This window comes from Streptomyces sp. NPDC054872, from assembly GCF_053610705.1.
Genome location: NZ_JBSGYY010000036.1, coordinates 46,977 through 59,497, shown reverse-complemented (window position 1 = coordinate 59,497; position 12,521 = coordinate 46,977). Strand labels below are relative to the sequence as shown.

Sequence of the window (12,521 nt, the reverse complement as noted above, 5' to 3'; positions counted from 1 at the left end):
GTAGGTCAGCAGCCGCCACCCGCAAGGACTGACCGCGCTATCAACTGAACCGAGTGTTTTGCCCAGGTCAGGAACCGAAGGGCGAGGGCTCCGTGGTGACTCGTGACGCTCGCCCCGTACAGCGTGAGCTGTACGGGGCCAGTGCCGCACCGGCGAACACGCCACCTCGGATCCCTCACCGTCCATCATGTGACTGGCAGGGGCCGCCGAGCGTCCGGCCGGGTCTCAGCCGCTGGAGTCGGCGGCCGGACGCGCACGGAGGATCGCTCCGGTGGACAGCAGCGTCGACGTGAGGACCAGAGCGAAGGTCGCGGCGATCACCGTGACCAGGATCCACGGGGAACCACCCGGCAGCGCGGAGCCGAGGATGCTCAGGCTCAGCGGCACCAGTGTCGCGGCGGCGACGAGCAGACCAAGGAGCAGGCCGGCCAGTGAGATCATCAGCGCCTCCACCGTCATCATCCGCAGGACTTGCCGGCGGGTGGCGCCGATCAGACGCTGGAGCATGAATTCCCTGCGCCGCTCCGTTGTCGCCAGGATCTGCGTGTTGAGCAGGGAGATGACCGAATAGCCGACCACCACGCCGAGCACCAGGTACGCCATCCACGCCTGGGTGTCGTCCGACTCGGCCTGCGCGGCTCCCAGGTCCGCCCGGTCGGCGAGGTGCAGGCCGGGGTGGCGATGCGTCAGCTTCGTGAGCTCGGCGCTCAGCCGGCCGATGTCGGTGTCCGGGGCCGCGCTGATGAGGATCGTCGGGACCAGACCGGCGTTGGTGCGGCCGACCAGCAACGATGCCGGGACCAGCGCCGTCTCGTAACCACGTTTTCCGTCCACCGTGGCCACCAGCCGCAGCTGTACCCGGCTGCCGTCCCCGAGCCGCATCGCGATCGTGTCGCCGATTCTGTGGCCCTTTGCGGCGCGGGTCGGCAGGGCGACCGAGTCCCCGCGCAGCGCGTCGAGGTCACCGCTGGAGGCGCGGAAGGCCGTCGTATGCGCGGCTCCCTGGGGGGTGATGCCCTGGAGGGACAGCTCGGTGGGCTGTGGGCCCGCTGATTCCTGCTCGTCCTCCGATGTCCCTGTGTTCGTGGTGCTCGGGCCGGCCATGGGCTCGTCGGGTTCCAGGTAGCCGACGCTGGGAATCTGCGCGGTGGCCGCGGCAACGCCCGGCAGCTTCTTGATGGCGTCGACGGTCGACAGCGGCACCCCGCCGGAGTCCGAGGTGACCACCAGATCGGCCCGCAGGCTGTCGTCGAACGCCTGCTTCGCGCCGTCCGACTGCGTGGTCTGCAGGTAAGTGAGCCCGAGGGCCAGGCCGGAGGCGAGCATGACGGGCAGCGCCGCCGCCGTCAGCCGGGTGGCGCGCGCCGTGGCGTTACGGGTGGCGAGGTGACCCGCAAGACCGAGCCAGCGCTCGGCCGGACGGCGCAGTGCGGCGACCACGGCCCGTACGAGCACCGGACCAAGGAGCCCGAAGCCGGCCGCCCACGCCATGGCCGCCGGGGTGGCCACTCCCGCCGCGTCGGGCCCGGCCGAGCGGGCTGTGCCCATCGCCAGCGCGATCCCGCCGGCCACGCACAGCAGCCCCACGGCCAGCCGGAAGCGGCTGAACCAGCGGCGCTGAAGACCGGCTTCGGCGAGCGCCTCGGTCGGCCGGGTACGCACCGCGCCCTGCGCCGTGATGAGGGCCGCGCCGATCGCGGTGAGCAGCGCGGTCCCGGCGCCGACGATCAGCGGGATGGATCCGGCGCGGTACACGATGGCGTCGGGCACCGCGCCCGCGTCGCTGAACGCGGTGAGCAGCCACCGGCCGAACGCGGGACCGGGCAGGCAGGCGAGTGCGGTGGCGAGTACGGACAGGACCATCGTCTCGCCGAGGATCAGCCGGCGCAGTTGCCCCGGGGTGGCACCGATGGCGCGCAACAGGGCCATTTCGCGGCGCCGTTGCTGGATGGAGAGGCCGAGCGTGCCGGACACGACGAAGACGGTGACCATGACCGACAGCCCGCCGAAGGCGGCGGCCAGCGGGATGAGATCGCTGCCGTCGGCGAGGACCGCTGGATTCTCGGCCCGACCGCGGTCGTCGCCGGTCAGGACGGTGATCTGCTGTCCGGCGGCCCGCGGTCCCGCAGCCGGCTGCCGGGCGACCTTGTCGCGTATCCGCTCCGCGATCTCCTGCCGGTCGCTTCCGGCGGCGGGGAAGATGCCGATGGTGTCGATCGTGCCGGGGTGACCGGAGGCGCGGGCGGCCTCCGTGTCGGACAGGAAGACGTGCGCGGCGTCGTCGGGCCCGGTGGCCAGGCCGGAGATCTCGAAACTCCTGGCTTTGCCGCCCGTCGTCAGCTTGACGTGCTCGCCGGGCCGTAGCCCGGACCGTTCGGCGAGGCCGGCGCCCAGGACGATCCGGTCGGACCCGGTGGGCGCGGTGCCGGCGGAGAGCTCGTACGGTGCGAGCCTGGCGGACGACCAGCCGTGGCCGGTCACCTTCGTGTCGGGCGTGCGGGCGGGGTTCGTGTCGGGCGTGCGGGCGAGGCCGGCCGGGAACGACACGTCCTTCACCGCCGCGGCGACACCCGGCACCGACTGCAGTTCCTTGGCCAACTCGTCCTTCAGGCGGATGCGTTCAGGGAAGACGAGTTCGCGCTCGGTGCCGATGTAGCGCTGGTCGCCGGTGACCACGACGGGCGCCGCGGCCAGCCGCGCGGGCGGGGCCGCGTTGTGGATCCCGGTCTCCAGCAGCCCGCCGCAGCCGATCACGATCGTGGCGCCGAGGAAGAGTGCGATGAACGAGGCGATGAAGCCGTACTTGTTGAAGCGCAGGGTACGCAGCGCGAGCCTGATCATCGCTGGCCCCCGACTCCACGTGCCGCGAGCCGTACTGCGGAGCGGGGGGCCTGCCGGGCGGCGGCCCGCTCGTCGTCCCAGGCGCCGAGGTGCGTCATCTGTGCGGCCACCTGTTCGACGGTTGGTTGGTCCAGGGAGCCCGCCAGTCGGCCGTCAGCGAGGAACAGCACGCGGTCCGCGTGTGCGGCGGCCACCGGATCGTGGGTCACCATGACGATCGTCTGCCCCGCGTCCTCCACGGCCTCGCGGAGCAGCGACAGCACCTCACTCGCGGTACGGGTGTCCAGCGCACCGGTCGGTTCGTCGCCGAAGATCACGGCTGGGCGGGTGATCAGGGCCCGAGCGATGGCGACGCGCTGCTGCTGGCCGCCGGAGAGTTCACCGGGGCGGCTGTCGCGGCGGGTGCCGAGTCCGACCCGGCCCAGTACGTCGTCGACGGCGGCCCGTTTAGGACGGATCCCGGCCAGGCGCAGGGGCAGGGTGACGTTGTCGACAACAGTGAGCGCGGGCAGCAGGTTGAACGATTGGAAGATGAAGCCGATCCGTTCACGGCGCAGCTTGGTCAGCCGGCGTTCCTTGAGGCTCCCGAGGTCGGTTCCCTCGAGCCGTACCGTCCCCGCCGTGGGCCTGTCGAGTCCGGCCGCGCAGTGCAGGAGGGTGGTCTTGCCCGAACCCGACGGGCCCATCACCGCGGTGAAGGTGCCCTGTTCGAGGCCGATGCTCACGTCATCGAGGGCAGTGACCCGGTTCTTCGGCCCGCCATAGAGCCTGCTCACCGAATCGAGGCTGACGACCGGCTTCCCCTGCTGCTTCCCTGTCTCGTTCATGGTGTTCATGCTGGCCGCCGGGGTACGGGCGCCAACAGGCTCGACAGGTTGAACTCCGTGTCCACCAGTCGGTGGACACGGCACCGGTCACCGGTGGGACCGCGGTAGGCGGGCGGAGGCTGGGGGTGGGGCGGTTACGCGGTGGGGCGGGAGGCACGTGAGTCCCGCCCCGGGCGTACCAGCAGGCCCTGTTCCAGCGCCACGACCACCGCGTGGGTGCGGTCGCTGACGTCGAGTTTGGCGAAGACGCGCAGCAGATGGGTCTTCACCGTGGCCTCGGCGATGACCAGCCGTCGGCCGATGTCGACGTTGGAGAGCCCGTCGGCCACCGCGTGCAGGACGTCCAACTCCCGTGCGGTCAGGGTGACCTGGGCCGGGCGTCGCATCTGGGCGACGAGGCGCGCCGCGACCTGCGGCGCCAGTACGGTCTCGCCGCGGGCCGCCGCGTGGATGGCGTCGACGAGCTGGTCGCGGGTGGTGTCCTTGAGCAGATAGCCGATCGCCCCGGCCTCGATGGCGCGCTCGATCTCCACGTCGGTGTCGTACGTGGTGAGGATCAGCACTCGGGTCACGGCGCGTGCGGCGACGATCTCGGTGGTCGCCTGGACGCCGTCGAGCACGGGCATCCGCAGGTCGACGAGTGCGACGTCGGGGGCGAGGGAGGCGACGAGGTCGACGGCCTCTTTGCCGTTGCCCGCCTCACCGACGATGGCGATGCCGGGGGCGCCGGCCAGCAGCGCGGCGACTCCCGCGCGCATCACGGTGTGGTCGTCCGCCAGGACGACACGGATCGGACCCTCGTCCTTGGACATGCGTCACTCCTGACCGTTCATGGATTTGAGCGTTTCGGGTGACTGGTGCGCCGCGGTGGTCGCAGCTGTCACAGGCATGCCCGCTGTCACCGATGTCCCCGCTGTCTCCAACGCCGCCGCTGTCTCCGGTCCGCCCGACGCCTGGGGAGCCGGGAGCGAGGCGAGGACGCGCGTACCGTCACCGACAGAGCTGGTGACCCTGAGTTCGCCACCCATCTCCGCCAGCCGCTTGCGCATCCCGTCCAGGCCGAAGCCGAGCGACTCCTCGACCACGAAACCACACCCGTCGTCGGTGATCTCCAGCTCGACGATCTCCTGGTGCCGCGCGAGGACGACGCCGACCGCCGAAGCGGCAGCGTGCTTACGTATGTTGGCCAGCGACTCCTGCGTGCAGCGCAGCAACGCGATCCGCGCCGTCCTGTCACAGTCGATGTCCGGCAGTTCCGCGCTGACGGCAAGACCGGTGTCCTCGGTGAATCTGTCCAGGGTCCGGCCGAGCGTCTCGGCGAGCGAGCCCGCGGCGAGAGTCCCGCTCGGGGCGGAGCCGACCAGGATCCTGGCCTCGGTGAAGTTCTCGCGGGCGGTCCGCTCGATGGAGAGCAACTGCTGGGCACACCTTGCGGGATCGGAGCCGGCCGAGGACCGGGCCGCTTCCGCCAGCACGATGATCGACGCGAACCCCTGGGCGAGGGTGTCATGGATGTCGCGGGCGAGCCGTTCACGCTCCTCCACCGCGCCCTGGCGCTGATACGCCTCCACGAGCCGCCGCTGAGCGCTCTCCAGCTCCGCGCTGAGCTGGGCGGCACGCAAGTCGCTCTGTCCGACGAACCGATGCACCCACAGCCCGAGCGCGGCTCCCGCCGCGAAAGCCGCGACGGTGACGACATTGTTCCCGGTGAGGAACTGCGGGCTCCACCCTTGCGGCAGCGTCCCACCGAACACCGTGGCCAGCGCGGCGAATCCGCTCGAGCCGACCGCGGAGCGGGCATCGCGCGCGTAGATCCAAAAGAGCGGCAGCGACACGATGTACAGCGCGGCCGCGCCTTCCAGTGCATAGGACATCGCGCCGAGCCCGAGGGCGAAGACGCTCAGCAGCATCAGCGGGCGGAGCGCGGGCCCACTCCGCAGGGCGAACAGGGCCCCGTAGCAGAGCGCCAGGGCGCCCAGCACGCCTAGCGGCCAGTATTCGTGCGTACCGGGGGAGTCCACTACCGCCAGGGCCGTGGGCAGCAGACCAAACAGGACCCAGGAGACGGCGCTCCAGCGGGCGAAGGCAGTCGCGTAGGGCCGGTCGTTCGCCTGCGACTTGGCAATCATGCGGTCAGCTTACTTTTTCCGTCCGCCTGCTCGGCGGCCGTGTGCTGAGCGGACCCCGGGCAGCCGGCCCCGCGCGGCGTTCCCTTGGTCGCCCGCCGACAAGGAGACCGTCGGCCGCGAGTCACTGTGGCGGTACCTTCACGGGCCGACGAAAACCCCTCTCAGTCGCCGATGAGGGCGTTCACCACTGCTCCGGCGACGCGGTTGGCTCGCTCCGTTGTCCAGTAGGCCGGTTCCTCCATGGAGGAAACGTAGTAGCCGCGCGTCAGCAAGGAGAGGACGTCGGCTGCGAGCCCGGCGTCGGGCACTCCCGCGGCGGTGGACGCCTGCAGGAACTCCTCGCGCGATTCGCGCGGTTCCTGGCGGTCGACGCCGGCGGGGTCGGTGTGCGCCGACGAGAGCATCTCGACCCAGAGTGCGCGCAGCAGCAGGTCGTCGGGCTCCGTGCTGAGGTGCCATTCCACCGTGGCTCGCAGTCGGTCCGCGCCGGTCAAGTCGCCCACGTGGGCTTCCAGGTCGGCCCGCCACCGGGACTCCGCCGCGCGCACGGCGTTGGTGATCAGAGCTGTCCGCGTAGGAACGTAGTTCGTGACCATTGCCGTGGACCCGCCAAGTTCCTTGGCCACGGCACGGATGGTGACGGCGCGCGCTCCGTCCCGGGCGGCGACAGCGAGGGTTGCCTCGGCGATCGCCTTGAGGCGCTGGACTTCGTCGACGTCGATCGGCATAGCAGCAACCTAGCTCAGAGGGGGTTGACGTTGAGTACGCTTAAATGCAACGCTGTTATATCACGTTGTTTTCTAAGTGGTTGCTTCCATGGAGGGCTTCATGAGCCTTGCCGTCCAGCGCGTCACCCCCGAGCCCGTCCCTCCGCACGCCCAGCAGCACACGGTGCGAACGCGCGACGGAGTGTTGCTGGCCACCGATGTGTACGCCGCCGACCCGGGGAGGCCGGCACCGACCGTGCTGGCCCGCCTGCCCTATGACAAGAACAGCCGGTACGTCTTCTTCGACAAGATCGCCGAGAGGTTCACGTCACGCGGATACGTCGTGGTGGTCCAGGACGTCCGCGGCAAGTTCCGCTCGCAGGGCCGGACGCTGGGCTGGACCGGAGAGGTGGACGACGGGTACGACACCATCGAGTGGGTCACTCGCCAGCCGTGGTCCAACGGGATCGTGGGCATGTTCGGCGACTCGTACTACGGATTCACCCAGTGGTCGGCGGTCGCCAGTCAGCATCCCGCGCTCCGCGCGATCGTTCCCCGGGTGACGTGCACGAACATCGGTCCCGGTATCGCCAGTTACGACACAGGCTCCGGACCTCAGCCCCCCTGGCTCGAAGCGACGACCTATCAGGCGCAGGTCTGGACGGACAACGACACCTACGAGTTCGACGTCGACCTCACCCGGCGCCCCCTGCTCGCAGCGTACGAGGAGGCGTTCACCGCGATGGGCAAGCGCTCGGCCGGCTTCGACCTCATCATCGGCGGCATCGCGCTCACCCCGTACAACGGGCCCCATCCCTACGACGCCCGCCCGGTGCCCGTCCTGCACTGCGTGGGCTGGTTCGACAACCTCGGCATCGCCCACATGCGCGATTACACCGAACTGGCCCGGCGCCCCGGGTGGGCGGCCGTCCAGTACCTGATCGCCGACACCACCGACCACGAGAACTACTGCCTGGAGGACGCTCCGGTCTCACCCGACGCCGACCACCTGGTCGACGACGCCGCCCTCGACCGCATGCTCGACTCCTACGCCGGGCCCGCCCTCGAATTCTTCGACACCTTCTTGAAGGGCACCACCCCGCTCGAGTCACTTCCCCGCGTGCGCTGGAAGCTCGGCCATGTGGGCTGGCGCACCTCCACCACATGGCCGCCGCCACAGGTCTCGCGGACAGAGCTGTACCTCGCGGAGCCTGCCGCAGCGACCGGCACATCCCCCGGCGGCACGCTCACCCACCGCCCGGCAGCCGACACCGCATCGGTGCAATGGCGTTACGACCCGGACGATCTCGTGCCGTCCGCCGCCTGCGACACCTTCATGCAGCTGCGAGACCACGCCGACGAACGCCCCACCCTCGACCGGGACGACGTCCTCGTGTTCACGACTCCCGCCTCGAACACCCCGCTCGACCTCGCCGGCCCCGTGCACACGGTGTTGCACGTGGAGAGCACAGCGCCCACGTTCGACGTGTTCGTCCGCCTCCTCGACCTGGCACCGGATGGTACGGCGCGCCTGATCGTGCGTGGCTGCGTCCAGACCGACAGGCCCGGTGAGGTGGAAATCGCCCTGGGGCATACCGGTTATCGGGTGCGCCCGGGTCACCGTCTCGCGCTGCTGATCGCCGGCAGCGACTTCCCGAACCACCTGCCCAACTCCGGTTCGCTGGAGGACCCGTGGCGGGCGACCGCGCCCAAGGCGAGCCTGCAGACGCTCTGGGCCGGATCGGCCCGCCCCTCTCGCCTGTGTCTGACCGTCCTGCCCGAAAGCGGCGAATAGCCCCTGTTCCCTGGAGGGCACATGCTCCCTCTGCGACATGTCCCCAGCACGCCGCCGACCACCGGCACCGCAGCGCACCGTCGCCCGGGCCGAACACGGCGCGGTGGAGGTGCTCCGAGATGACGCTCCGCTTCGTCGCCACCCGACTGGGCACGCTCGTCGTGACCGTCCTTGTCTCCAGTCTGGCCATCTACGGCGCGATGTTCCTCACCCCCGGCGATCCTGCCACCCTGCTCGTCGGCGGCAGCCGGGATCCCGACCCCGCGGTGCTGGCGCAGATCCGTCACGAGTACCACCTGGACGATCCGTTCATCCAGGGATACTGGCTCTGGCTGAGCAACTTCCTGCAAGGCGACTTCGGCAACTCCCTCGTCTACCGCGATTCCGTCGCCGGTCTGATCGGCGCACGGGCCGGCGACACCCTCGCACTCGTCGGATACGCCTCCGTCCTCGTCCTCGTCGCAGGCACCGTCATCGGCACGGTCGCCGCGCTGCGCGGCGGTCGGACGGAAACACTGGCCACGACGCTCACGGCGGGTGCGATGGCGGTGCCGACCTTCATCATGTCGGTCCTGCTCATCTGGCTTTTCGCCGTCCAGCTCCCGTGGTTCCCGGTGTACGGCTCCGGCGAGGGCTTCACCGGCACCCTCGCGCACCTGACGCTGCCGGCCCTCGCGCTGGCGATGACATGGATTGGCTACGTCGCCCAGGTGACCCGGACCGCCGTCCGGGCCGAGATGCGTTCGGAGCACGTGGAGACCGCCCGCAGCCGCGGCGTACCCGAACGGACGGTGATCCGGCGGCACGTACTGCACAACGCCTCCGGCCCTGTCTTCGCGGTCTCCGGCGTCGGCATCGCCGGCCTCATAGCCACCGCCGCCGTCGCCGAGCAGGCCTTTGGCACCGGAGGGCTCGGAGCACTCATGATCGAGGCCGCGTCCAAGCAGGACATGGCCGTGGTCCAGGCCGTGTCACTGATCTTCGTGGTCGTGTTCGTCGTCATCAACACCACCGTCGACCTGGTCAGCGCCGCCCTCGACCCTCGCACCGAGCGGAAGTAGCCGATGACCACTGCCCTGTTCACTCGCACCGCGGCCGCGCCACGAACCGGACGCCCCCGTGACCATCTGACGCTCGGCGCGGGATGTGTGGTCGCCCTGCTGATCCTGCTGGCCGTGTTCGGGCCGCTGATCGCCCCGCACGATCCGAACGCCGTCGACCCGCTGAACGTCAACGCCGGCCCCTCCGCCGCCCACCTCCTCGGGACGGACGACACCGGACGCGACCTGCTGTCCCGGCTGATCAGCGGTACCCGCGTCAGCCTGACCGCCCCCGCCGTGGTGATCGCCGTCTCCACGACGCTCGGCACCCTCCTCGCCCTGGCAGCGGCCTGGTTCGGCGGATGGCTCGACCGGTTCGTCTCCGGCACGCTGGACATCGTGTTCGGCTTCCCCGGGCTGATCTTGGCCGTGCTCGTCGCGGCCGTCTTCGGGGCAGGGACCACCGCACCCGTCGTGGCCCTGTCGATCGCCTATCTGCCCCTGATCACCCGAGTCGTACGATCGGCCGCGATCAAGGAACGCCACCTCCCGTACGTGTCCGCGCTGCAACTCCTGGGCGTCCCTACCACCCGCATCTGGCTGCGGCACCTGCTGCCGAATCTGCTGCCGCTCGTCCTCGTCCAGGCCACCATCGGCTTCGGATACGCGCTGCTCGACGTGGCCGCCATCTCGTTCCTGGGTCTCGGCAGCCAGCCGCCGGACCCGGAGTGGGGCCTCATGGTGTCCAACGGAGCCCCCTCGATCCTCGCCGGCCACCCGCAGCAGTCGCTGTACGCGGGCCTCGCCGTCCTGATCGTGGTCGTCGCGTTCAACCTGCTGGGGACGGGACTGTCCCGACGTCTGCTCGGAGAAAACGCATGACCTCATCGCCGTTGCTCCAGATCAACGAGCTCAGAATCGATCTGCCCCTCGACGGAGCGCTGCGCACCGTCGTCCACCGTGTCGATGTGAGCATCCCCGAGGGCACAGCCGTCGCCCTGGTCGGCGAGTCGGGATCGGGCAAGTCCCTGACCGCTCGCGCCGTCCTGGGACTCCTGCCCAAGGCCGCGCGGATCCACGGGGACCTGCTCTTCGCAGGGTTATCCGTTCCCGCGATGAAGCCGGAACGCCTGCGCGGATTCCGCGCGTCCGACGCCGCCATGGTCTTCCAGGACCCGCGAGCGCACATCAATCCGGCCCGCAGCGTCGGCGACTTCCTGATCGAGGGCCTGACGACCGCACGCGGCATCGCGGCCGCCGAGGCGATCACCAAGGTCACAGGGATCCTCCGGGAGGTCGGCATCGCCGATGCCGAACGTCGGATGCGTCAGCGTCCGCACGAGTTGTCGGGCGGCCTGCTCCAACGCGTCATGATCGCCGCAGCATTGGCCGCCGAACCGCGGTTGCTGCTCGCCGACGAGCCGACCACCGCGCTCGACGTGACCACGCAGGAGGAGGTGATGGCCATCATCGGCGAGACCCGGGCGGCCCGCGGGCTCGCCATGCTCTTCATCACCCACGACCTGGAACTGGCGGCCGCCGTGTGCGACAAGGTCGTCGTGATGTACGCGGGTACGACCGTGGAGGAACTCCCCGCCGATCATCTGCGCAGCCGCGCAGCTCACCCATACACGCGCGCCCTGCTCGCCTCCCGTCCCTCGCTCGACGACATGGACGCGGAGCTGCGTTCCATCGCCGGCAGGCCCCTGTCCGGTTTCGAAGTGCCACAAGGATGCGCCTTCAGCGACCGATGTCCCGACGTGCGGGATCAGTGCCGCAGTGACCGGCCCCGGCCGCGTTCCGCAGGTGACGGCACGGCGGCCTGTCACTTCCCCCAGACGTTCTCGCCCGAGGAGGCCGGCAAGCATGCTTGAAGTACGCAACGTGCGCAAAGAGTTCGGCGACTTCGTCGCGGTCGACGACGTGAGCCTCTCCCTGCCTGAACACGGGTCCTTGGCGATCGTCGGCGAGTCGGGATCCGGCAAGACGACCACCGCCCGCGTGATCGCCGGACTCGAGACGCCCAGCAGCGGACACATCGTCGTCGCCGGCCAGGAGCGGCGGCCGGGGCGGCTGCGGTCACGCGAGCGAGGCGCCCGCAGTCGGCCGATCCAGATGGTCTTCCAGGATCCGTACTCCTCCCTCGACCGGCGCCAGCGTGTGTGCGACGCCGTCGCCGAGGCGGTTCAGCCCCACCGGAGGCGGCTGACCGCGGACCAACTCCGGGCTAGGGTTGCCGAGTTGTTTGACATGGTGGGCTTGGACGAGCGTCAGGCGCGGTCCTTGCCGAAGGCGCTCTCGGGCGGACAACGTCAGCGCGTCGCCATCGCCCGCGCTCTGGCGGCCGAACCACAAGCGCTGATCCTGGACGAGGCGATCGCGGCCCTCGACGTGTCCATCCAGGCGCAGATCCTGGGGCTGCTCGCGCGCATTCGAAAGGACACCGGAACGGCACTGCTGTTCATCACACACGACCTCGGAGCGATCCGGCACATCAGCGACGACGTGCTGGTGATGCAGGCGGGAAAGGTCGTCGAACAGGGCCCGGTCGCGACCGTCCTCAGCCACCCGCAGAACCCCTACACGCAGCGTCTCATCGAGTCCATCCCGAAGCCGGGCTGGCAACCACGCAGGAGGACGCAGAGAACTGCCGCCTGAGGTCCGCTCGTTGCCCCTGGCCGCGCAACCGTGTGCCCCGGCAGTCTTCGCGACTGCCGGGGCACGTTGTTCGTGGGTTCGGGGGAGTGGAGGGTCAGTCGGTACGGGCCCAGGACAGGGACGGGCGGGTGCGCGTCGTCCGGGTCTCGATGTCCGTGGCGACGTGGAGCAGCAGGTCTTCCTGGAAGCGGCCGCCGATCAGCTGTACGCCGGAGGGCAGCCCGTCGCGGATGCCGGTCGGCACGGACATAGCAGGGAAGCCGAGTACGGGAACGGCCTGCATCGGCCACTGCGCGGCCAGCAGTTCGGAGACGCGGGCGTCGCCGGCGAGGTCCGCGTCCTGCTCGAAGGGCGGCTCGGCCGAGACCGGTGTCAGGAGGACCCTGTCGCTGCCCAGGTACTGCTGGAGGCGGCTGATGAGGGTGCCGCGACGGGCGTAGCCCTTGATGTAGGTGTCGAGGGTGGGGTGGTCGCCCCAGATTTCCGCGGCCGCCGCGAAGGAGGAGGCCAGCGAGATGCGCACC

At 70.1% G+C, this 12,521-nt stretch carries 11 protein-coding genes; 5 read left to right on the top strand and 6 right to left on the bottom strand.

The window, feature by feature from the left end; all coding sequences use genetic code 11:
- Window positions 1-225: 225 nt before the first annotated feature.
- From ACWGIH_RS33535 to ACWGIH_RS33515, 5 genes are all read right to left on the bottom strand, one after another.
- Entirely contained in the window at window positions 226-2,841 is a 2,616-nt protein-coding gene (locus ACWGIH_RS33535; protein ID WP_453448962.1) for an FtsX-like permease family protein, read from the bottom strand.
- Window positions 2,838-3,668 carry an ABC transporter ATP-binding protein gene (locus tag ACWGIH_RS33530; protein WP_453448961.1) on the bottom strand — a complete coding sequence of 277 codons (831 nt, stop codon included), beginning with the start codon at window positions 3,666-3,668 and terminating at the stop codon, window positions 2,838-2,840. The genes ACWGIH_RS33535 and ACWGIH_RS33530 overlap by 4 nt, the downstream gene beginning before the upstream one ends.
- Before the next feature lie 134 nt (window positions 3,669-3,802).
- Window positions 3,803-4,480: a response regulator gene (locus ACWGIH_RS33525; protein WP_453448960.1), complete on the bottom strand. Its 678-nt coding sequence runs from the start codon at window positions 4,478-4,480 to the stop codon at window positions 3,803-3,805.
- Window positions 4,481-4,483: 3 nt separating this feature from the next.
- Entirely contained in the window at window positions 4,484-5,797 is a 1,314-nt protein-coding gene (locus ACWGIH_RS33520; protein ID WP_453448959.1) for a sensor histidine kinase, read from the bottom strand.
- A gap of 161 nt (window positions 5,798-5,958) precedes the next feature.
- The gene (locus tag ACWGIH_RS33515) at window positions 5,959-6,525 is read right to left on the bottom strand and encodes a TetR/AcrR family transcriptional regulator (RefSeq protein WP_453448958.1); all 567 of its coding nucleotides are present in this window, start codon (window positions 6,523-6,525) and stop codon (window positions 5,959-5,961) included.
- Window positions 6,526-6,625: 100 nt separating this feature from the next.
- Between ACWGIH_RS33515 and ACWGIH_RS33510 the strand changes: the two genes are divergently transcribed.
- The 5 genes from ACWGIH_RS33510 (at window position 6,626) to ACWGIH_RS33490 (ending at window position 11,997) form a co-directional block, all read left to right on the top strand.
- On the top strand, window positions 6,626-8,299 hold the full coding sequence (locus tag ACWGIH_RS33510; protein WP_453448957.1) for a CocE/NonD family hydrolase: 1,674 nt from the start codon (window positions 6,626-6,628) through the stop codon (window positions 8,297-8,299).
- Between the two features lie 119 nt (window positions 8,300-8,418).
- Window positions 8,419-9,360 carry an ABC transporter permease gene (locus ACWGIH_RS33505; RefSeq protein WP_453448956.1) on the top strand — a complete coding sequence of 314 codons (942 nt, stop codon included), beginning with the start codon at window positions 8,419-8,421 and terminating at the stop codon, window positions 9,358-9,360.
- Between the two features lie 3 nt (window positions 9,361-9,363).
- Window positions 9,364-10,221 (top strand): ABC transporter permease, encoded by an 858-nt coding sequence (locus ACWGIH_RS33500; protein ID WP_453448955.1) that lies wholly within the window; start codon window positions 9,364-9,366, stop codon window positions 10,219-10,221.
- Window positions 10,218-11,213, top strand: a complete 996-nt coding sequence (locus tag ACWGIH_RS33495) for an ABC transporter ATP-binding protein (protein WP_453448954.1) — start codon at window positions 10,218-10,220, stop codon at window positions 11,211-11,213. Before ACWGIH_RS33500 ends, ACWGIH_RS33495 begins: the two co-directional genes overlap by 4 nt.
- Complete coding sequence (locus ACWGIH_RS33490) at window positions 11,206-11,997, top strand: ABC transporter ATP-binding protein (protein ID WP_453448953.1); 792 nt, start codon at window positions 11,206-11,208, stop codon at window positions 11,995-11,997. The genes ACWGIH_RS33495 and ACWGIH_RS33490 overlap by 8 nt, the downstream gene beginning before the upstream one ends.
- Before the next feature lie 94 nt (window positions 11,998-12,091).
- Here ACWGIH_RS33490 and ACWGIH_RS33485 read toward each other — a convergent pair whose 3' ends face one another.
- Window positions 12,092-12,520, bottom strand: coding sequence for an amidase family protein (locus ACWGIH_RS33485; protein ID WP_453448952.1), 429 nt, complete (start codon window positions 12,518-12,520; stop codon window positions 12,092-12,094).
- Between the last annotated feature and the right edge of the window lies 1 nt (window position 12,521).

Bases quoted from the DNA above. Each gene is read 5' to 3' on its own strand.
- ACWGIH_RS33535 (WP_453448962.1), bottom strand. From the start codon at position 2,841: ATGATCAGGCTCGCGCTGCGTACCCTGCGCTTCAACAAGTACGGCTTC.
- ACWGIH_RS33530 (WP_453448961.1), bottom strand. From the start codon at position 3,668: ATGAACGAGACAGGGAAGCAGCAGGGGAAGCCGGTCGTCAGCCTCGAT.
- ACWGIH_RS33525 (WP_453448960.1), bottom strand. From the start codon at position 4,480: ATGTCCAAGGACGAGGGTCCGATCCGTGTCGTCCTGGCGGACGACCAC.
- ACWGIH_RS33520 (WP_453448959.1), bottom strand. From the start codon at position 5,797: ATGATTGCCAAGTCGCAGGCGAACGACCGGCCCTACGCGACTGCCTTC.
- ACWGIH_RS33515 (WP_453448958.1), bottom strand. From the start codon at position 6,525: ATGCCGATCGACGTCGACGAAGTCCAGCGCCTCAAGGCGATCGCCGAG.
- ACWGIH_RS33510 (WP_453448957.1), top strand. From the start codon at position 6,626: ATGAGCCTTGCCGTCCAGCGCGTCACCCCCGAGCCCGTCCCTCCGCAC.
- ACWGIH_RS33505 (WP_453448956.1), top strand. From the start codon at position 8,419: ATGACGCTCCGCTTCGTCGCCACCCGACTGGGCACGCTCGTCGTGACC.
- ACWGIH_RS33500 (WP_453448955.1), top strand. From the start codon at position 9,364: ATGACCACTGCCCTGTTCACTCGCACCGCGGCCGCGCCACGAACCGGA.
- ACWGIH_RS33495 (WP_453448954.1), top strand. From the start codon at position 10,218: ATGACCTCATCGCCGTTGCTCCAGATCAACGAGCTCAGAATCGATCTG.
- ACWGIH_RS33490 (WP_453448953.1), top strand. From the start codon at position 11,206: ATGCTTGAAGTACGCAACGTGCGCAAAGAGTTCGGCGACTTCGTCGCG.